Source organism: Pantoea sp. NPDC088449 (genome assembly GCF_044753225.1).
GTDB classification, from domain to species: Bacteria; Pseudomonadota; Gammaproteobacteria; order Enterobacterales; family Enterobacteriaceae; genus Pantoea; species Pantoea floridensis.
The window spans coordinates 476,848-495,749 of the sequence record NZ_JBIVMT010000001.1 but is presented as its reverse complement, the minus strand read 5'-3'; the positions used below and the strand labels follow the sequence as shown (position 1 = coordinate 495,749).

The 18,902-nt window shown below is 58.5% G+C and carries 16 protein-coding genes; 7 read left to right on the top strand and 9 right to left on the bottom strand.

The features are described 5' to 3' along the window. The 5 genes from ACIP6T_RS02370 to hutI form a co-directional block, all read right to left on the bottom strand. Entirely contained in the window at positions 1–729 is a 729-nt protein-coding gene (locus tag ACIP6T_RS02370) for an ABC transporter permease (RefSeq protein WP_097094454.1), read from the bottom strand. 11 nt (positions 730–740) lie between these two features. Continuing rightward, positions 741–1,460, bottom strand: a complete 720-nt coding sequence (locus ACIP6T_RS02365; protein ID WP_400455176.1) for an ABC transporter permease — start codon at positions 1,458–1,460, stop codon at positions 741–743. A 12-nt stretch (positions 1,461–1,472) separates the two neighbouring features. Next, on the bottom strand, positions 1,473–2,324 hold the full coding sequence (locus ACIP6T_RS02360) for a transporter substrate-binding domain-containing protein (protein WP_400455174.1): 852 nt from the start codon (positions 2,322–2,324) through the stop codon (positions 1,473–1,475). Positions 2,325–2,701: 377 nt separating this feature from the next. Next, positions 2,702–3,493, bottom strand: coding sequence for an N-formylglutamate deformylase (hutG, locus tag ACIP6T_RS02355; RefSeq protein ID WP_097094457.1), 792 nt, complete (start codon positions 3,491–3,493; stop codon positions 2,702–2,704). Beyond that, positions 3,490–4,707 carry an imidazolonepropionase gene (gene hutI, locus ACIP6T_RS02350; RefSeq protein ID WP_345827015.1) on the bottom strand — a complete coding sequence of 406 codons (1,218 nt, stop codon included), beginning with the start codon at positions 4,705–4,707 and terminating at the stop codon, positions 3,490–3,492. The genes hutG and hutI overlap by 4 nt, the downstream gene beginning before the upstream one ends. Positions 4,708–4,792: 85 nt before the next feature. On the opposite strand from hutI, the gene ACIP6T_RS02345 reads away from it, so the two are divergent. Both ACIP6T_RS02345 and ACIP6T_RS02340 read left to right on the top strand, forming a co-directional pair. Next, on the top strand, positions 4,793–6,148 hold the full coding sequence (locus ACIP6T_RS02345; protein ID WP_400455172.1) for a formimidoylglutamate deiminase: 1,356 nt from the start codon (positions 4,793–4,795) through the stop codon (positions 6,146–6,148). Then, the gene (locus ACIP6T_RS02340; protein WP_400455169.1) at positions 6,145–6,684 is read left to right on the top strand and encodes a HutD family protein; all 540 of its coding nucleotides are present in this window, start codon (positions 6,145–6,147) and stop codon (positions 6,682–6,684) included. The genes ACIP6T_RS02345 and ACIP6T_RS02340 overlap by 4 nt, the downstream gene beginning before the upstream one ends. Here the strand turns inward: ACIP6T_RS02340 and hutC are convergent. Continuing rightward, entirely contained in the window at positions 6,668–7,423 is a 756-nt protein-coding gene (gene hutC / locus ACIP6T_RS02335; protein ID WP_097094461.1) for a histidine utilization repressor, read from the bottom strand. The genes ACIP6T_RS02340 and hutC overlap by 17 nt on opposite strands. Positions 7,424–7,742: 319 nt before the next feature. On the opposite strand from hutC, the gene hutH reads away from it, so the two are divergent. The 3 genes from hutH to ACIP6T_RS02320 all read left to right on the top strand — a co-directional run bounded on the left by hutH (position 7,743) and on the right by ACIP6T_RS02320 (position 12,425). Beyond that, positions 7,743–9,296: a histidine ammonia-lyase gene (hutH, locus tag ACIP6T_RS02330; protein ID WP_400455167.1), complete on the top strand. Its 1,554-nt coding sequence runs from the start codon at positions 7,743–7,745 to the stop codon at positions 9,294–9,296. Positions 9,297–9,306: 10 nt separating this feature from the next. After that, complete coding sequence (hutU, locus tag ACIP6T_RS02325) at positions 9,307–10,992, top strand: urocanate hydratase (protein WP_345827019.1); 1,686 nt, start codon at positions 9,307–9,309, stop codon at positions 10,990–10,992. A 275-nt stretch (positions 10,993–11,267) separates the two neighbouring features. Next, positions 11,268–12,425: a M20 aminoacylase family protein gene (locus ACIP6T_RS02320; RefSeq protein ID WP_097094464.1), complete on the top strand. Its 1,158-nt coding sequence runs from the start codon at positions 11,268–11,270 to the stop codon at positions 12,423–12,425. Positions 12,426–12,547: 122 nt separating this feature from the next. Here the strand turns inward: ACIP6T_RS02320 and ybiB are convergent, their stop codons facing one another. The 3 genes from ybiB to ACIP6T_RS02305 are packed head-to-tail and all read right to left on the bottom strand — an operon-like array spanning position 12,548 to position 16,664. Next, the gene (gene ybiB, locus ACIP6T_RS02315) at positions 12,548–13,516 is read right to left on the bottom strand and encodes a DNA-binding protein YbiB (RefSeq protein ID WP_400455165.1); all 969 of its coding nucleotides are present in this window, start codon (positions 13,514–13,516) and stop codon (positions 12,548–12,550) included. Between the two features lie 52 nt (positions 13,517–13,568). Further along, positions 13,569–15,713 (bottom strand): ATP-dependent DNA helicase DinG, encoded by a 2,145-nt coding sequence (dinG, locus tag ACIP6T_RS02310; protein WP_097097564.1) that lies wholly within the window; start codon positions 15,711–15,713, stop codon positions 13,569–13,571. Positions 15,714–15,767: 54 nt separating this feature from the next. Next, positions 15,768–16,664: a LysR family transcriptional regulator gene (locus tag ACIP6T_RS02305; protein WP_345827022.1), complete on the bottom strand. Its 897-nt coding sequence runs from the start codon at positions 16,662–16,664 to the stop codon at positions 15,768–15,770. Positions 16,665–16,788: 124 nt separating this feature from the next. On the opposite strand from ACIP6T_RS02305, the gene speB reads away from it, so the two are divergent. Together speB and ACIP6T_RS02295 are read left to right on the top strand one after the other, a co-directional pair. Beyond that, positions 16,789–17,745, top strand: a complete 957-nt coding sequence (speB, locus tag ACIP6T_RS02300) for an agmatinase (protein ID WP_400455162.1) — start codon at positions 16,789–16,791, stop codon at positions 17,743–17,745. Beyond that, a complete protein-coding gene (locus tag ACIP6T_RS02295) occupies positions 17,745–18,830 on the top strand; it encodes an iron-containing alcohol dehydrogenase family protein (RefSeq protein WP_345827024.1) in 1,086 nt (361 codons plus the stop codon). The genes speB and ACIP6T_RS02295 overlap by 1 nt, the downstream gene beginning before the upstream one ends. Positions 18,831–18,902: the final 72 nt, after the last annotated feature.

Here is an 18,902-nt window from a genome sequence, read left to right as displayed (position 1 = left end):
TTACTCTCCGGCAAGCGGTTTAACGGCGGGCAACGGCTTTTTTGCGGCACGATGTTGCGCACTCAGACGGCGCTCTAACAGCGCGTACAGCTGGACGATAATAAAATTAAGAATCAGATAAATAGCCGCGGCGCAGATAAACACTTCCATGGTGCGATAGGTGCGCTGAATAATCTGCTGTGCGACGCCAGTAACGTCCCAAACGGTAACGAGGCTGGCTAACGCGGTGGATTTCACCAGCAGAATCGCCTCGGTGGAGTAAGCCGGCAGCGCATAGCGCAGCATGATCGGTGCGATGATGCGGCGCAGCAGCAGCCAGCGCGACATGCCGCAGGCCAGCCCGGCTTCCACCTGTCCGGCAGGCACTGCCAGCAGCGCCCCGCGCAGAATTTCCGCGGTATAGGCCGCCGTACACAGCGACAACGCCAGCACCGCGCAGGTGAACGGCTCACGCAGGAACGGCCAGACAAAGCTATGGCGAATCACACCAAATTGGCCGAGACCGTAATAAATCAGAAACAGTTGGATCATCAGCGGCGAGCCGCGAAACACTAAAATGTAGCCGCGCGCAAAGCCGCTCAGCACCCGCCAGCGACTCATGCGCAGCGACAAAATGCCAATCGCCAAAATGCCGCCGCAGAGAAAGGCGCTGATAAACAGGCCGAGCGTCACCGGCAGCGCCGCACTGAGCTTGAGAAAGGTGTCGGAGAGAAAGGCGAAATCGATCATGCTGCTGCTCCTTAATGCTGTGCCGCAGTGCGACTTTGCCACGCACGACCCAGGCGCGATTCCGCCCGACGGAACGCATGATTAGACACTAATGTCAGCACCAGATAGCAGGCAGCGCCGACCAGATAAAAGGTGAAGTAATCGCGCGTGGATCCGGCCGCGACCTGGCTGGCGCGCATCAATTCAACGATGCCGGTCACCGATACCAGCGCTGAATCTTTCAGGCTCATCTGCCACACATTCGACATGCCCGGCAGCGCATAGCGCACCACCTGCGGCAGCAGAATGCGCTGCGCAATACGCCAACGCGGCATACCAATCGCCACGGCCGCCTCAACTTCACCTTTGGCCAGCGCCAAACGTGCCGCGCGATACACTTCCCCCTGATATGAACCGGAGATGAGCCCAATCGCTAGCGCACCAATCAGAAAAGGTGGCGCTTCAATGAAGCCATCCGCGCCGAACATCTGTCCCACCAGCGTAATCAGGCCCGATCCGCCAAAATAGAACAGATAGATCACCAGCAGTTCCGGGATGCCACGAAACACCACCGAATAGCCTTCACCCAACCAGCGCAGCCAGCGCTGAGGTGATAACTTAGCCGCCGCGACCCCGGAACCGACTACCGCACCAATCATCAGCGCCGCCAGCGACAGCAGCAGCGTGGTGCAGGCAGCACTCAGGATCAGGCGGCCCCAGCCATCAGCACCAAAACTCAGCAGGCTCATCATCTTTCACCTCACTTACGGGGTTACGTCAGTTTTAAACCACTTCTCGCTGAGCTTTTTGACAGTACCGTCAGCCAGCGCCGCATGAATAGCCTCATCGAGTTTGGCTTTCAAATCGTTATCCGCCATGCGTACGCCCATCGCTTCGCCCTCGCCCCAGATTGGGCCGCCGAGCTGTGGACCACTGAAGATCAGGTTGTTGTTCTCTTTGCGCGCCAGCATCGATTGCGCAAAAGTGACGTCATCAAACACCGCATCGATACGTCCTGATTGCAAATCGAGGATGGCATCCGCGGATGAGGTGTACTCGCGTACGTCGGCATCACCTTTAAAGTACTTATCAATAAACGGCGTGTAGACGGTGCCGGAAGCGATACCGATGGTTTTGCCCTTCAGCGCCGCTTTCAGCGGGGCAATCGCTGCGTTGATCTCTTTCTCATCGTCATGCAGCTTGATGATGTTGTGATCGGCCGGCAGCAGCGGGCTGTCCTTAGTGGTGATAAAGGTGGCGGGCGTTGAAGCATAAGGCGCGGTGAAGTTGACCACTTTTTTACGATCTGGCGTGATGACAATCGCATCCATGATTACGTCATATTTACCGGCATTCAGGCCGGCGATCATGCCGTCCCAGTTCTGCACCACCAGTTTGCATTGAACACCCATGCGCTTGCACAGATCTTCCATCAGCTCAGGTTCAAAACCGCCTAACTTGCCGCCCGGCAGCGTCAGGTTCCAGGGTTCATAGCTGCCTTCGGTAGCGATAGTGATCGATTTCCACTCTTTAGCCTGTGCAGCAACGCCGCTGATCATCAGGCTGGCAAACAGGGTCGTGAGGCAAAAACGGCGAATCTGAGCGCGGTGCGTCATGCGGCTTCTCCTGGTCATTAATCGAATGAGGCGGTCTCTGCTGAAGGTGAATTTGCAGATGACCTTTCATGTATATACAAGTTAGCGTGCGGCAGATCATTGTCGGCATAAGCTTTTTGTGAGCCAGCCACTATAAAAAAACATAATCGCTACGTGGTCTTTACTTGTACATACAACCTAGCAAGCGCTATGCCAAAATAGCAAAGCCGCAAAATCAGGGGGATAATCACGCGATGAACGTAAATAGTGCACTACAAGGAGGCGAGGCGCGCATCACTATGGTGCACGTAGGGTCGCCATTCATGGCGACCGTCTGGATGACGCACAGGGTAAACCGGTCGCCATAAATGGCGACCCTACAGATGTTGGGAGCGTGTTTAAACCGTTTTACCCGCTTCAATAAACGCCTGCAGCAGCGGTTTCAGCACCTTCTGTAGCTGCGCAGCACGATCCTGTTGCCACGCAAACGGCGGCGTCTCATCCATATAATTGAGCTGCGCCAGTTCCAGCTGCACCGCCTGCACGCCCTGCTCGGGTTGACCATAAGCGCGCGTAATATAGCCACCTTTAAAGCGACCGTTAACGATCCAGCTGTAATCCTTCTGCGCATTGCACACGTGTTTAATCGCATCGATCGCCGCGCTGGAGCAGCTGACGCCATCATTAGTCCCGATGTTGAGATCCGGCAAGCGTCCCTCAAACAGGCGCGGAATCACCGAAGCGATGGAGTGCGCATCAAACAATAATGCATAACCGTGCTGCGCTTTCAGGCGCGTCAGCTCTTGCTGCAGCTGCTGGTGATACGGCTGCCAGATCGTGTCCAGATAGCCCTGGCGCGCCTCGGCACTCGGCGTTTTACCGGCGGCAAAGGTTGGCGTGCCGTCGAATAATGTTTCCGGATACAAACCGGTGGTGGCCGTGGCGTAGAGCGGTTGATTGTCCGCCGGCCGATTAAGATCGATGACAAAACGCGAATAGTGGCCAATTAACACGCTGGCGCCGAGATCGCGGACAAAGTCATACAGCAGCGGAATATGCCAGTCAGTGTCCGGTAAACCGCGCGCCGCGTCGCTCAATCCGGCCTCCACTTCTGGCGTTAATTGGATGCCCGCATGCGGAATGCTGACCAGCAGCGGAATCTTACCGGCCGTGAAATGAAAAGATGTCATTGCGCTTCTCCACGATAAATAACCTGGCACGGCAGTTCGCCGCCCAGCCAATAAACCAACTCAGCCGGACGCGCCAGCGGCCAGTGGACAAAATTCGCCACCTTGCCCACTTCCAGCGAACCGTGCGACTGCTGAAGTCCTAGCGCTTTGGCCCCCCACAAGGTCACGCCTGCCAGCGCCTCTTCCGGCGTTAAACCAAACAGCGTGCAGCCCATGTTGAGCATCAGGCGCAGCGATAATGCCGGTGAAGTGCCCGGATTGGCATCGCTGGCCAGCGCCATCGGCACGCCGTGCTGGCGGAAGAGTTCCACCGGCGGGCGCTGGGTTTCACGCAGCAGATAAAACGCGCCCGGCAGCAGTACTGCAACGGTACCGTGCTGCGCCATGGCTTTCGCATCCTCTTCGGTAGCGTATTCGAGGTGGTCGGCGGAGAGCGCGCCATAACGCGCCGCCAGCGCCGCGCCGCCCAGCGCCGACAGCTGTTCAGCATGCAGTTTCACCGGAAAATCCAGTGCCTTAGCTGCATCAAATACCGCGCGGACCTGCTGCGGCGAAAAGGCTAAATGCTCACAAAATGCATCCACCGCATCCGCCAATCCTTCGGCTTTCACCTGCGGTAACAGGCGTTGGCAGATGATATCGATCCAGCCTTGCGGGTTATCTTTAAACTCCGGCGGGAAACCGTGCGCGGCTAAGCAGGTGGCCTGCACATCGGCGGGTACCGTTTCCGCCAGCTCGCGGATGGCACGCAGCATGGTCAGCTCGCTGGCTTCATCTAGACCGTAACCCGATTTGATCTCTACCGTGGTCACGCCTTCCGCCAGCAGCCGATCCAACCGCCAGCGCGCGCTCGCCACCAGCTCTTGCTGCGATGCAGCGCGGGTAGCACGCACCGTGGAGAGAATGCCGCCGCCCTGCGCCGCGATCTCCGCGTAGCTTACGCCATTCAAACGCTGCTCAAACTCCTGGCTGCGATCGCCGCCAAACACCAGATGCGTATGGCAATCCACCAGACCGGGCGTGATGATGCCGCCGCTAAATGCATGCTCTTCGCGTGCAGTAAACGCCGGGCATTCGCTGCGCGGCCCTAGCCAAATCAGTTTCCCCTGATCGACCGCCAGCGCGCCGTCGGCAATCAGATTGTAGTGCCCGTCACGCATCGTAACGATGTCGGCCCCCAGCCACAGGCTGTCGATCTGCTTCGTTTCTGCCATCCCACTCCCCTTCACGTTCGGCGATTTACACTGCGCATCAAAGTATGTATATGTATATACAACTTTCCGCCATGGAGGATCAACCATGACAACTTTTTTTGCCCCCCGCGCGCTGCTGGCTGATGGCTGGCACGAACACGTGCTGATCGCCACCAACGCGACCGGACACATCACTGACCTTACACCCAACAGCGAGCCCGGCACGGCGACGCGCTTGGTTGGATCGGTTATCCCGGCGATGGCCAACCTGCATTCCCACGCCTTCCAGCGTGCGATGGCCGGGCTGGCCGAAGTGGCGGGCGATCCGCAGGATAGCTTCTGGACGTGGCGCGATCTGATGTATCGCATGGTGCAGCGACTGTCGCCAGAGCAGGTCGGTGCTATCGCTACCCATCTCTACATCGATATGCTGAAAGGTGGCTACAGCCAGGTGGCGGAATTCCACTATTTGCACCACGATCCGCTCGGCCAACCCTATGCTGATGATGCGATGCAGCTCGCCCTGATGGCTGCGGCCGATACCGCCGGCATTGGCCAAACGCTGCTGCCGGTGTTGTACAGCTACAGCGGCTTTGGTTCGCAGCCCGCCAGCGACGGCCAGCGCCGTTTTATCCAGCAAACTGCGGCCTACCTGCAACAGCAGCAGCGCGTGGCGAGCTGGAGCGCGGATAAGCCGCTGCTTAATCATGGCATCTGTTTCCATTCGCTGCGCGCGGTGGATGAAGCGCAGATGCACGAGGTGTTAGCCGCCTGCCCGCAGGATGTGCCGGTGCACATCCACGTTGCCGAGCAGGAAAAAGAGGTGAATGACAGCCTGGCGTGGAGCGGCGAACGTCCGGTGGCCTGGCTACTCAATCGCTTCGATGTCGATCAACGCTGGTGTTTGATTCACGCCACCCATCTGGATGACGATGAGATTGAGCGCATGGCGGCGAGTGGCGCAGTGGCAGGTTTATGCCCAACCACCGAGGCCAATCTCGGCGACGGCATTTTCCCGGCGGTGGAGTACATCGCACGCGGTGGCCGCTGGGGCATTGGTTCCGACAGCCATGTATCGCTTAGCGCGCTGGAGGAATTACGCTGGCTGGAGTACGGCCAACGACTACGCGATCGTCGGCGCAACCGCATTACGTTGCCGAACCTGCCGTCGGTGGGCGATCTGCTGTGGCAGCAAGCCGCGCAGGGTGGCGCGCAGGCGTGCGGCGTGCAGGCTGGCGAATTAGCCATCGGCAAACGTGCCGACTGGCTGGTGCTGGCAGAAGATGCGTTTCTCGGCAGCGTTAGCACCGCTTCGCTGCTGAATCGCTGGCTGTTTGGTGGGCAACGCGAGCAGATTCGCGACGTATTTGTGGCGGCCAAGCAGGTCATTCATCAAGGCCATCATGCGGCAGAACACCAGGCGGCAGCGCACTTTGCCGAAGCGATGAGGGCGTTACAATGAGAACGCGCTTTGCCTATGACCAGCTGCCGGTGAGCCGCTGGCGCAACGGCGGCGGTGAGACGCGTGAAATTATCAGCTATCCGCCGGGCGAAGCGCAGTTTGAGTGGCGCGCCAGCATCGCGACCATTTCCGCCGACGGCCCCTTTTCCCCCTTCCCCGGCATTGATCGCGTGATTACCCTGCTGCACGGCGACAGCGTCTTGCTGGAAAGTGCCCACCTTCAGCAGCGGTTACAGCCGCTGCAGCCGTGGCCATTCCCCGGTGAATGGGCGATTAACGCCAAAATTAGCGGCAGCTGTCAGGACTTCAATATTATGACGCGGCGCGGCAGCTGGCGCTCTGCGGTCAACCTTGCGCAAACAGCGGTCAGCAGTGAAAACGGTGTGGCGTGGGTGGTAGCGGGCTCATGGCAAACGCCAGCCGGGGAAACGCTGGCAGTGAATCAGGGGATTTGGTGGCTGGATGAAAAGCTACAGCTGGCACCGCAAACGCATGATGCCAGGCTGCTGTTCGTGGCGCTTACCCGTGACCTCTAAACCGTCCCAGCAACTTATAGCGCGAGCCCGGATAAAGCAGACGCGCGTAAGTCACAATCTTGTTATCGCTCCACGTCTGACGGCGAATCAGCAGGCAGGGTTCGTGCTCATCCAGCGCCAGATGCTTACGCTGGCGCAGATCCGGCAATACGGCTTCCACAATATGTTCACCCGCCGTCAGCGGCGCCACGCGCATCAAATAGGTATAGGGCGTCAGCTGATGGTAATCCTGGCTAAGATAATCCGGCGCCACCAGCGGGTTTACCAAACGATCTTCCAGCTGTACCGGCAGATCGTTTTCGTAATGCACGATCAGCGAGTGGAATAGCGTTTGCCCGGTAGACAAGCCCAGCACCGCCGCCTGTTCCGGATCGGCCTTCATCTGCCCAATCGACAAAATCTGGCAGCTATGCTGATGCCCACGTTGGGCAATTTCATCGGCGATGTTGTGCACTTCCAGCATCGCGGTGTAGCCCTTCATCTCCGCGACAAAGGTGCCAACTCCCTGCATCCGCACCAGAAAACCTTCGCTGGTTAACTCACGCAGCGCGCGATTAATGGTCATACGGCTTACGCCTAGCTCATTGACCAGCTCACTTTCAGAGGGCACACGCTGGTTGGCTTTCCAGTGACCTTCACGGATCTGGCTAACGATCGCCTGCTTCACCCGCTGGTAAATTGGCGCGGGTTCATCCCCCATCGCCGCAGCCAGCTGTGCTACTGCCGTTTGCTCCGCCATTTCCTGTTCCTTTTTCCAATAATGTCTAAAGTTTACTGTCTCAGGGCGTAAATGTATATACATCCAATAGTGCAGCGCGCCCAGCGCTGGTGCAGCTTTCGATCCAGTTTGGTGCAGCCGGTTTACCGTTTCGCCGGTTATCGCGCATTGCGGCACATTTCACAGAATACGATCAATCTGGCATAGCGCTTGCTACTTGTATAGACAAGATTAGACACTTATGCTTCACTCATCGCAATCCACGGCAAATTGGTCAGCTACATCGCAAAGTATCGGCGTCCAATACCTGCCAGCACACTTGTATAGACAGGAGTAGACCATGTCAGGTTCGGTTCAGGAAATTCGCCTCATTCCCGGTGAAGTGGACCTCGCGACCTTGCGCAGTATTTATCAGAGCAAGGTGACGCTTACGTTGGCAGATGAAGCGCGTGCGGCCATTGACCGTGCCCATAAAACCGTTGATGCCATTGTGGCATCCGGCAACGTGGTGTACGGCATTAATACCGGTTTTGGCAAGCTGGCGCAGACGCAGATTCCTTCGGCGCGGCTGGCGGAGCTGCAGCGTAATCTGGTGCTGTCGCACAGCGTTGGCCTGGGTGATTTGTTGCCGGATAATGTCGCACGCCTGGTGGTAGCGACCAAAATTATCAGCCTGGCGCGCGGCCATTCTGGCGTGCGCATCGAACTGATCGAAGCACTGCTGGCGCTATTCAACGCGGGTGTGATGCCCTGCATTCCGGAGAAAGGATCGGTCGGCGCGTCCGGCGATCTGGCGCCGTTGGCACACCTTTCACTGATGCTGCTGGGCGAAGGCCAGGTGCGCGTTAATGGCGAATTGATCCCCGCCACCGAAGGTTTGGCGCGCGTTGGCTTACAGCCAATCGTGCTGGGGCCAAAAGAGGGCCTGGCGCTGCTAAACGGCACCCAGGTCTCGACTGCGCTGGCGCTGCGCGGTCTGTTTGAAGCAGAAAACCTGTTCGCAGCGGGCTTGATGGCCGGTGCGCTATCGCTGGAAGCGATCAAGGGCTCAGTAAAACCGTTTGATGCGCGGATTCATGAAGCACGCGGTCAGGTGGGACAGATCAACGTCGCCGCCGCCGTCTCTTCTTTATTATCCGGCAGTGAAATTCTCAGCTCACACACCCACTGTGGTCGCGTGCAGGATCCCTACTCGATTCGCTGCGTACCGCAGGTAATGGGCGCCTGCCTGGATAACCTGACGCACGCTGCACGGGTATTGCAGATTGAAGCCAACGCCGCCTCCGATAATCCGCTGGTGTTCAGTGACAGCGGCGATGTGATTTCCGGCGGTAACTTCCACGCCGAACCGGTGGCCTTTGCCGCCGATATTCTGGCCCTGGCGATTGCCGAGATCGGTGCCATTTCTGAGCGTCGCCTGGCGCTGCTGCTGGATACCGGTCTTTCAGGCCTGCCGCCGTTCCTCGTACACGATGGCGGTGTCAACTCCGGCTTTATGATTGCCCAGGTGACTGCGGCGGCGCTGGCTTCCGAAAATAAATCGCTGGCGCATCCGGGCAGCGTTGACAGCCTGCCCACCTCGGCGAACCAGGAAGATCACGTCTCCATGGCGACCTATGCGGCACGCCGCCTCGGCAGCATGTGTTTCAACACCGCAGCCGTGGTGGGCATTGAAGCGATGGCTGCCGCACAAGGTATTGATTTCCATCGCCCGCTGCAGAGTTCGCCGACGCTGGAACAGGAGATGAGCCGCATCCGTGAAAAAGTGGCCTTCCTCGATCACGACCGTTTACTGGCGCCGGATATTGAATCTATGCGCCTGTGGGCCAGCGATTCTGTCTGGCCACAATCCCTTACCGCGCTGCTGCCAAGTCAGCGTAAGACTGTTAATTAAGGAATCGATGATGAGCGAAACTTTGACTCAGGCTGTAGCCCGTGAAATCCGTGCACCGCGCGGTAATGAATTACACTGCGCCAACTGGTTGATTGAAGCGGCGTACCGCATGATCCAGAACAACCTCGATCCTGATGTGGCAGAGCGCCCGGAAGATCTGGTGGTGTACGGCGGCATCGGTAAAGCCGCGCGTAACTGGGAGTGCTTTGAACAAATTCTGCGTTCGCTGCGTGCATTACAGCCGGAAGAGACACTGCTGATCCAGTCTGGTAAACCGGTTGGCGTGTTCCGCACCCATGCCGATGCGCCGCGCGTGCTGCTGGCTAACTCCAACCTCGTGCCGCATTGGGCAACGTGGGATCACTTCCACGAGCTGGATAAAAAAGGCCTGATGATGTACGGCCAAATGACGGCCGGATCGTGGATCTACATCGGCGCACAGGGCATCGTGCAGGGTACGTTTGAGACCTTTGCCGAAGCCGGTCGCCAGCATTACGCCAGCGATCTGCGCGGCCGCTGGATCCTCACCGCCGGTTTAGGCGGCATGGGCGGCGCACAACCGCTGGCGGGCGTATTGGCCGGTGCCAGCGTGTTAGCCATTGAGTGCCAGGAGTCGCGTATCGATTTCCGTATCCGCACCCGCTATGTCGACCATAAAGCCTACACGCTCGACGACGCGCTGGAACTGATCGATCAGGCGAATAAAGAGAAGCGCGCTATTTCTGTTGGCCTGCTGGGCAACGCGGCTGAAATCGTGCCAGAGCTGGTTAAGCGCGCCAAGGCGGGCGGCATGAAGCCGGATATTGTTACCGATCAGACCTCGGCGCACGATCCGATTAACGGCTATCTGCCGATCGGTTGGGATGTAGCACGCTGGGAATCTGAGCGCATCAGCAACCCGAAAGCGGTAGAAAAAGCCGCGCGCGCCGCCATGGCGGTGCATGTGCAGGCGATGCTGGATTTCCATCATATGGGCGTGCCAACCGTGGATTACGGCAATAACATTCGTCAGGTCGCGCTGGAAGAAGGCGTGCAGAATGCCTTCGATTTCCCGGGTTTTGTACCGGCCTATATACGTCCACTGTTCTGCGAAGGCAAAGGCCCGTTCCGCTGGGTGGCGCTGTCGGGTGATCCAGAAGATATCTACAAGACCGATGCCAAACTGAAGGAGCTGTTCCCGGACCATCAAAACCTGCATCGCTGGCTGGATATGGCGCAGGAGCGCATCGCCTTCCAGGGCTTACCGGCACGTATCTGCTGGCTCGGCCTTGGCGAACGTCATAAAGCGGCGCTGGCGTTCAATGAAATGGTGCGCAACGGCGAGCTGAAAGCGCCTATCGTGATTGGGCGCGATCACCTGGATTGTGGTTCCGTTGCATCACCTAACCGTGAAACCGAAGCGATGAAAGACGGTTCAGATGCGGTGTCGGATTGGCCGCTGCTGAATGCCCTGCTGAACACCGCAGGCGGCGCAACCTGGGTGAGCCTGCATCATGGCGGCGGCGTCGGCATGGGCTTCTCGCAGCACTCCGGCGTAGTGATTGTGTGTGACGGCACGAAAGAAGCCGATGCACGCTTGGGTCGCGTGCTGTGGAACGACCCGGCGACCGGCGTGATGCGTCACGCGGATGCGGGTTACGAGCAGGCGCAGGCCTGTGCGCAACAGCATGACTTAAACCTGCCGATGCAGAAGTAACGTCTAACCCACGTTCTCCAATCAGTCCCCTCTCCCGCCAGCGGGAGAGGGTTAGGGTGAGGGCCAGCACGCACTATCTGAACATTGCCCCATTCCCCTCATCCCAGCCTTCTCCCGCAAGCGGGAGAAGGAGCGTAACAGCCCGTTCGCTATATTCCATTCCGCTATACCCTATAGCCAAATTCTTACGCTCCACGATAGACGCCGCCATGCGCTTGCCACTACAGTAAATACATTATTTTGCAGCCCTTGCTGCTGATGGAGAGCCTTATCTTATGAGCCTGCCTGCTGTCCTGCTGGAAAACGCCCTGCACTGGCGTCGTCAGTTACATCAACATCCTGAACTGGGTTACCAGGAGCAGCAAACCAGCGAGCTGGTCGCTAACGTTCTGGCTGATGCCGGATTACAGGTGTTTCGTGGCCTGGCGGGCACCGGCGTCATTGGCACGTTAGAAAACGGTCCCGGCCCAATAATTGGTCTGCGTGCTGATATGGATGCGCTGCCGATCACCGAAAAAGGCGATCCCCAGTGGAAGTCACAGCAAGCGGGGGTGATGCACGCCTGCGGTCACGATGGCCACACCGCTATCCTGCTGGCGGCGGCGTGTCATCTGGCGACAACGCGTAACTTTAGCGGCACCCTTCACTTTATCTTCCAGCCCGCCGAAGAGAATCTCGGCGGCGCGCGCAAGATGGTGGAAGAAGGTCTGCTTCAGCGCTTCCCGATGGATGCGGTTTACGCCATGCACAACTGGCCGGGTATGCCGGTGGGTACGCTGGCAGTGAATCCTGATGCGATGATGGCGTCACTCGACTCGTTTGAAATTACGCTGCACGGTAAAAGCTGCCATGCAGCGATGCCGGAAAGCGGTGCCGACCCAATGGTGGTGGCGGCGGAACTGATTCTGGCGCTGCAAACCATTCCGTCGCGTCGGCTGTCGCCGCTGGCATCGGCGGTAGTGAGCGTAACGCAGATCCACGGTGGCGAAGCGATTAACGTTATCCCCGAGCAGATTGTGTTGCGCGGCACGGTGCGATGTTTGCAGACCGACGTGCGCAATCGCGTGCGCGGTCTGATTGAGGATTTTGTGACGACATTGCCGCGCCCGTTTGGCGTCAGCGGCGAGATTCATTGGTATCCCGGCTATCCGGTTACTGCCAACCATGCCGAGCAGGCAGAGCAGGTGCGCGCAGTTGCCGTGGATATGCTCGGCGAGGCGCAGGTTAGCTGGCAGGTTAACCCTTCTATGGCATCAGAAGATTTTGCCTGCATGCTGGAAGCCTGCCCCGGCGCCTATTTCTGGCTGGGTGCCGATGGTGCGACGCCGTCCGCACCATTGCACAACGCTCATTACGATTTTAATGATGAGCTGCTGCCGATTGGTATTACCTTCTGGCAGCAGTTAGTGGAGCGCGTGCTGGCGAAAACCTGATCGCGGTCGCCATAAATGGCGCCCCTACAACAATGATTACGCCTTTTGGGCGCCATAAATGGCGCCCCTACGAAACCTGTAGGGTGCGCATTAATGCGCACCGGGCAGCGACATCCATTCGATTAAATCTCTGCCAATTGCAAACGCGCTTCCGCGTCCGCCAGGTTGGCCGATTCACCGGTCGCCACCAAACAGCATGCCAGCTGCAAACGCAGCGCCTGCGGCACGGCGCGTTCACCGGCTAACACCTGCTTGATCCACGCGGCGGTATCCGGTGCGCTTTTACTTTCCGGCAGCTCCACACTCACTTCCGGCTGGCGCTCAACCCACACTTCCGCTTCGGCACCTGCGCCGCGAATGTGGTTAATCGCCGGACAGCGCTGCGGATTGGCATACACCTCACCTTCCGTGCCATTCAGCAAAATCGCCGGTGCATCAATGTCCTGAAAGAATTTACCGACGCGCGGCACATATTCCGGATGCGACACGCTGGCCAGCCGCAGCGCGGCGCGCTCAGCAAACGGGGTGGCCAGCTTCGCCAACGTATGCGCGCTGTTGCGCACGCCCATGCGCCAGCGCAGCGACAGCTGTTTCGCCATCGGCGCGCACAAATGGTCGATAGTGATAAACGCCAGTTCGCCGTTATCCAGCTTCGCCTGCGCCTGTTCCGCTGTCGTGACGGGCGCGATATCCAGCGCCGCCAGCACCGCTTCGCTGGTGACGCGCGTCGGGTCGTCGCTCACGCCGTGCAGCAGCACCGGAAAGCCGAGTTTCACCAGCAGCAGCGCCAGCAGCGGCGTCAGATTGCCCTGACGACGCGCGCCATTGTAGCTGGGAATAACGATCGGCATTGGACGATTAGCGGGCGCCTGCAGCGGCATCATCTGCTGCTGCATCGCGTGGTAAAAACCGCGCATCTCCTCTTCACCTTCGCCTTTAATGCGCAGCGCAATCAGGATGCCACCCAACTCCAGTTCCGGTACTTCACCCGCCAGCATCGCGCTGTATAGCGCCTGCGCCGTGTCGAAATCGATATCGCGCGCGTGATTTTTGCCACGCCCAATCTCTTTAATGATTTTGTTCAGTTCCATCAGGCATTCCCGCTTCCAGGGCGCGCCGCAGTGCGGCTGCCAACATTGATAATTAGGTTTTTTTACTGCGGCGTTTTTTTGCTTTTTCACCGCTGGCTTCCGGCATCGGCGGTTGCTCAATCGGGAACACCGGTAATGCGGCCAGCAGTCGACTGCCGTAAGCCTTGTTGAGCAGGCGGCGATCGTAAATCACGATTTCGCCAAAGCAGCTGTGGCTGCGAATCAAACGCCCGACCTGCTGAATCAAGGTAAACGAGGCGCTCGGCAAGCTCTGCACCTCAAATGGATAACGTTTCAGGCTCTTCAGCCATTCGCCTTCGGTCAAAATTACCGGACTGTCCACCGGCGGAAAAGCGATTTTGTGGATATGCACCTGTGATAGCAGATCGCCCTTCAAATCCAGCCCTTCCGCAAAAGATTGCAGCCCGACCAGAATGCTGGTTTTGCCCGCTTCCACACGTTCGCGATGCAGCGCCACCAGGCGCGAACGTGGTTGATCGCCCTGCACCAGCATCGACAAGCGCAAATCGGTAACGTGGCTAACAAACTGCTGCATCGCGCGTCCGCTGGCGAACAGCACCAGCACGCCTTTGTGTTTCTCTTCGGCAATCTGCTGACGGAAGAAACGCGCCATCTCGGCGATGTGTTCGGCTTCCTGCGCCATCAGCGGCTCAAACTGCATTTGTGGGATAACCAGCTTACCCTGATCGATATGGTTAAACGGTGAATCCAGCGCCACAAAGCGGTCGCCGGCTTTTTCGCTCAGCCCCGACATCTCTTGCAATCGATTAAAGCTGTTGAGCGAACGCAGCGTCGCCGAGGTTACTACCACGTGCGGGATTTTGCGCCACAGGATTTTTTCCAGCTGATCGCTAACGCGAATGCCCGCGCAGTGGAACAGCAGATGCGCCTGTCCTTCACGGATTTCGCGCGTGATCCACTTCGATACCGGCGCATTCGAGGCTTTCTCCATCGCCGCCAGTCGCCACAATTTGCTGATCGATTCGAACCAGCCGAAATGGCGATTGAGCTGAATGATGGCTTTATGCAGCCGCATGATGTCGGCTTTACCGGTTTGATCGCCGAGCTCATTAAGCAAGCCTTCGCTTAAGCCGCGCAGTGCATCGCTAAGCTTGAACAGCCGCGCGCACATCGTCAGCAATTCTTCGGGCAGCTCTCCCAGCACAAAGCGGAATTCGCCCGGCTGATTGTTGCCCGGCAGCAGAGGATTGAGGGCATCGCAAAGCATCTGCAACAGCTCGCGCATTTCGTCGCAGTGGCCTTTGAGGCGTTCCGGATTGGTGAGCGGCGGCGGCGATTTTGGCCGAAACTGCGCCATAATAGTTTCCACCAGCCGTACGAACAGGTCGAGCTGCAAACTGCTCCAGCCCGGCGTGATTTCTGCACTCATCTCCAGCGCATCGCGTGCCACTTCTGGCAGATGATGGCCTTCGTCCAGCACCAGCATCAGGTTTTTTGCCGGCGGCAGCACCGATTCATTCTCCATCGCCGCCATCACCAGCGCATGGTTCGCGACCACCACATCCGCCTGCTCAATTTCGCGACGTGCAACGAAAAACGGACATTCGCGATACCAGCGGCAGTGATGGCCGAGGCAGTTGGCTTTGTCGGTGGAGAGGCGTTTCCATAAGCTGTCTTCAATGTTCACATCGGTGTGATCGCGCAAGCCATCCCAGCGGTAACTACTGAGCTGTTTCTCTAATTTGGCGCAGAATTTCTGCTCCTCTTTCGAACCGGTCACCGCCTCTTCATCAAGATAGAGCAATAAATCGCCCTGTTGATCTTCGGTGGCCGCCAGCGCCGCAAGATTACGCGGGCACACATAGCGTCCGCGGCCAAAGGCGGCGGTGAAGGTGAGATCGGGAATGATTTTCTTCAACAGCGGCAGATCCTTGCTGAAGATTTGGTCCTGCAATGCCACATTGGCGGTGCTGATCACCAGGCGCTTTTCTTCGGCGCGACTCACCGCAATGCCGGGAATCAGGTAAGACAGCGTTTTACCCACGCCGGTTGGGGCTTCAATCGCCAGATGGCGCCCCTCGTCACCGGCCAGGCTTTTTGCCACTTCGGCAATCATCTGGCGCTGCGGCGCGCGCGGGATAAAGTCAGGAACCTGCTGCTGCAGCGCCTTATACCATTGCGCAATCTGGCTTTTTATCGCTGCTGTCAGGGCCATATTCATTACTGTTTGCTGAATTGGCCTGTATTTTTACACAGTATTGGCGCAGCGTCAGCTTTCGCTGCTATTTTTTCGCGCTGGATTCAGAATTTCACGCATCGCGCGGATCAGCATTTCGCGCGCACGTCCGCGGCGAAAAGCAAAGGAAAACGGCGCGCGGAAGTGGAAATGCTGCGGCAACAGGCGGCATAACGCGCCTTGCTGTTCCCAGCCGCGTGCGTAGTGTTCGGGCAAATAGCCGATAAAACGACCGGAGAGTATTAAGGTCAGCTGCGCTTCGATGCTCTCTACCGACGCGTTGCTCTGGCGGAATCCGCGCTTGTTCAGCTCCTGCTGATTCCAGTAACGCCGCGTCACCATGCCAGTTTGCTGCACGGTACGCACATCTGGATGGCCCTCAGCCAGCGGATGTTCAGGGCTGCAATAGAGCCAATGCTGCTCTTCATACAGCGGAACGGTGACCAGATTGCTGGCGCGCAGCGGAAAGTGACCAATCGCCAGGTCGAGCCGATCTTCCAGCAACTGCTGCTGCAACTCATTGGGATCGCGCACGCTCAGATTAAAGAATACCGCCGGAAAGCGCTGGTTGAAGCGGGCAATCGCGGCGGGCAGATCCAGCGTGCCGTCGGTGACGGTCGCATCGACTACGCCAAGGGAAAAAGTGCCGCCCTGCGCGCTTTTCAACGTTTCTACCTGCTGCTGCCATCCCGCCAGCGTCGCCAGCATCTCCTGGCTGTAGCGATAAAACTGTTCGCCTTTGCTGGTGAGCGTAAAGCCGCCGCGTCCGCGCTGACACAGGATAAAACCAAGCTGGCTTTCCAGTTCACTCATGTAGGCGCTGATGGCCGGGGTGGTCATGTTCAGCGCCTGCTGCGCGCGTGAATAACCCTGATGTTCCACCACGCTGGCAAACACCTGCAGCAGTTTAAGGTTGGGAAGCGTCTGCACCGATTATCCTTCAGAGATTGCTGGCTAAAGTTAAGTAATCTCTGAAGTGATTATCTGCTGTCAAGGATTTTTCCTGCGCAACGCCTGGGTAAAGATGGGCTTCACTTAGCCGCAGGAGCCCGTGATGACCGATTTCCCTCAGCCGCAAGGCGGCAATGAAATGCCCCGTTTCGCCGGACGCGGCACCATGATGCGTTTGCCCGCCGTGGAGTCCCCGGCCAATCTGGACGTCGCTTTTGTCGGTATCCCGCTGGACATCGGCACCTCGCAGCGCAGCGGCACGCGCTATGGTCCGCGCGCCATTCGCGCCGATTCGGTGATGATTCGCCCGTACAACATGGCCACCGGCGCAGCGCCGTTTGATTCGCTGCGCGTTGGCGATCTCGGTGATGTGCCGATTAACACTTACAGCCTGCTGAAATCGGTCGATATCATTGAAAACTATTATACCGAACTGAATAACTGGCCGATTATTCCCTTAACGCTCGGCGGCGATCACACGCTAACGCTGCCAATTTTACGCGCGCTGGCGAAGAAGCATGGCCCAATGGGATTGATTCATATTGATGCGCATACCGATACCAACGACGAGATGTTTGGCGAGACGATCGCGCACGGCACCACTTTCCGCCGCGCGGTGGAAGAAGGGCTGCTTGACTGCCAACGCGTGGTGCAGATTGGCCAGCGTGCGCAGGGTTATGCCGCCGACGATTTCCAATGGGGCGTCGATCAAGGCTTCCATCTGGTGCCTGCCGAGCAGTGCTGGTATCGCTCGATGACGCCGCTGATGGCCGAGGTGCGCGCGCGCATCGGCGATGGCCCGGTGTATCTCTCTTACGACATCGACAGCTTCGATCCCGCCTGGGCGCCCGGTACCGGCACGCCCGAAGTGGGCGGTTTGACCTCAATGCAGGGGCTGGAGATCGTGCGCGGCTGCCGTGGGCTGAACCTGGTGGGCGGCGATCTGGTGGAAGTGTCGCCGCCGTATGACCTCAGCGGCATGACCTCACAGCTGGCGGCCAATATCCTTTATGAGATGCTGTGCGTGTTGCCCGGCGTCCGTTACACAGAGAACAAGTGATGACACAACAGAATCTGGTGTTTCCGGCGCGCGTGCTGCGCGGTGCGGGCGTGATCAATCAACTGGGCGCGATTTGCGCCGGACTCGGGCAGCGTGCGCTGCTGATTGGCGGCCATCAGGCATTGCAGGCGGTAGAAGCGCAGGTACGCGCGCAGCTGCTGACGGCCAACGTCACGCTGCTGGCACAGGAATGGTTTGGCGGCGAAACCTCGATCACACACATCAATCGTCTGGCCGCCATCGCCAGCGAGTTGCACGCCGAGGTGCTGATTGGCGTTGGCGGCGGTAAGTCGCTGGATACGGTGAAAGCGGTCGGCGCGCAGCTCGGCTTGCCGGTGGTGACGCTGCCGACCATCGCCGCCACCTGTTCAGCGGTGACGCCGCTGAGTATTCGCTATGACGATAACGGCAATTTCTTCGATATCTTCCCGCTGCCGCAGGCACCGGCGGCAGTGATTATCGACAGCGAACTGCTGGCCAACGCGCCGCCGCGCTGGCTGGCGGCTGGCTTGGGCGATACGCTGGCGAAATGGTACGAGTTCCGCGCGGTCAGTGCACGTCATCCGGCGCGCGCAGGCAATGCGTTATCCTCGCTGGCGCACAGCCAAATCTGTTATGACGTGATTGCGGAACACGGCCCAGCGGCCTATGCCGCAGTACAGCGCAGTGAGAGCAGCGCGTCGCTGGATCAGGTGCTGGATGCGATTTTTACCTGGGCGGGATTGACCTCGCTGATGAGCAACGGCGCGCACGCGGCGGCTTCGCATGCGATTTATGAAGGCTTCACCTTCTGCGATAAAACGCGTGAATTTGGCCACGGTTTGCTGGTGGGCTTCGGCAACCTGTGCTTGCTGGCGCTGGAGCACCGCGCGGATGAAGAGGTGCTGGATGAGATGCGCCTGGCGCGCGACTGCGGCGTGCCGCTGACGCTGGGCGAGATTGCAGAACTGGATGAGCGTGAGCTGGCGCTGATTGTACGTGAATCGGTGCACGCGCCGGATATGGCGAATATGGCCGAAGCGGTGACAGAGGCGCGTTTGCTGGCGGCGATTGAGCGGGTTGAAAGGTTATCCTCCGCGGTTTGATGCCCTCACCCCGGCCCTCTCCCACTGGGAGAGGGAGACGCTGCCCTATGCATGTTTTGGCTCGATCGGTTC

What these genes read in the sequence shown, in the direction of transcription:
- ACIP6T_RS02370 (WP_097094454.1), bottom strand. Translation starts at nt 729, where the DNA reads ATGATCGATTTCGCCTTTCTCTCCGACACCTTTCTCAAGCTCAGTGCG.
- ACIP6T_RS02365 (WP_400455176.1), bottom strand. Translation starts at nt 1,460, where the DNA reads ATGATGAGCCTGCTGAGTTTTGGTGCTGATGGCTGGGGCCGCCTGATC.
- ACIP6T_RS02360 (WP_400455174.1), bottom strand. Translation starts at nt 2,324, where the DNA reads ATGACGCACCGCGCTCAGATTCGCCGTTTTTGCCTCACGACCCTGTTT.
- hutG (WP_097094457.1), bottom strand. Translation starts at nt 3,493, where the DNA reads ATGACATCTTTTCATTTCACGGCCGGTAAGATTCCGCTGCTGGTCAGC.
- hutI (WP_345827015.1), bottom strand. Translation starts at nt 4,707, where the DNA reads ATGGCAGAAACGAAGCAGATCGACAGCCTGTGGCTGGGGGCCGACATC.
- ACIP6T_RS02345 (WP_400455172.1), top strand. Translation starts at nt 4,793, where the DNA reads ATGACAACTTTTTTTGCCCCCCGCGCGCTGCTGGCTGATGGCTGGCAC.
- ACIP6T_RS02340 (WP_400455169.1), top strand. Translation starts at nt 6,145, where the DNA reads ATGAGAACGCGCTTTGCCTATGACCAGCTGCCGGTGAGCCGCTGGCGC.
- hutC (WP_097094461.1), bottom strand. Translation starts at nt 7,423, where the DNA reads ATGGCGGAGCAAACGGCAGTAGCACAGCTGGCTGCGGCGATGGGGGAT.
- hutH (WP_400455167.1), top strand. Translation starts at nt 7,743, where the DNA reads ATGTCAGGTTCGGTTCAGGAAATTCGCCTCATTCCCGGTGAAGTGGAC.
- hutU (WP_345827019.1), top strand. Translation starts at nt 9,307, where the DNA reads ATGAGCGAAACTTTGACTCAGGCTGTAGCCCGTGAAATCCGTGCACCG.
- ACIP6T_RS02320 (WP_097094464.1), top strand. Translation starts at nt 11,268, where the DNA reads ATGAGCCTGCCTGCTGTCCTGCTGGAAAACGCCCTGCACTGGCGTCGT.
- ybiB (WP_400455165.1), bottom strand. Translation starts at nt 13,516, where the DNA reads ATGGAACTGAACAAAATCATTAAAGAGATTGGGCGTGGCAAAAATCAC.
- dinG (WP_097097564.1), bottom strand. Translation starts at nt 15,713, where the DNA reads ATGGCCCTGACAGCAGCGATAAAAAGCCAGATTGCGCAATGGTATAAG.
- speB (WP_400455162.1), top strand. Translation starts at nt 16,789, where the DNA reads ATGACCGATTTCCCTCAGCCGCAAGGCGGCAATGAAATGCCCCGTTTC.
- ACIP6T_RS02295 (WP_345827024.1), top strand. Translation starts at nt 17,745, where the DNA reads ATGACACAACAGAATCTGGTGTTTCCGGCGCGCGTGCTGCGCGGTGCG.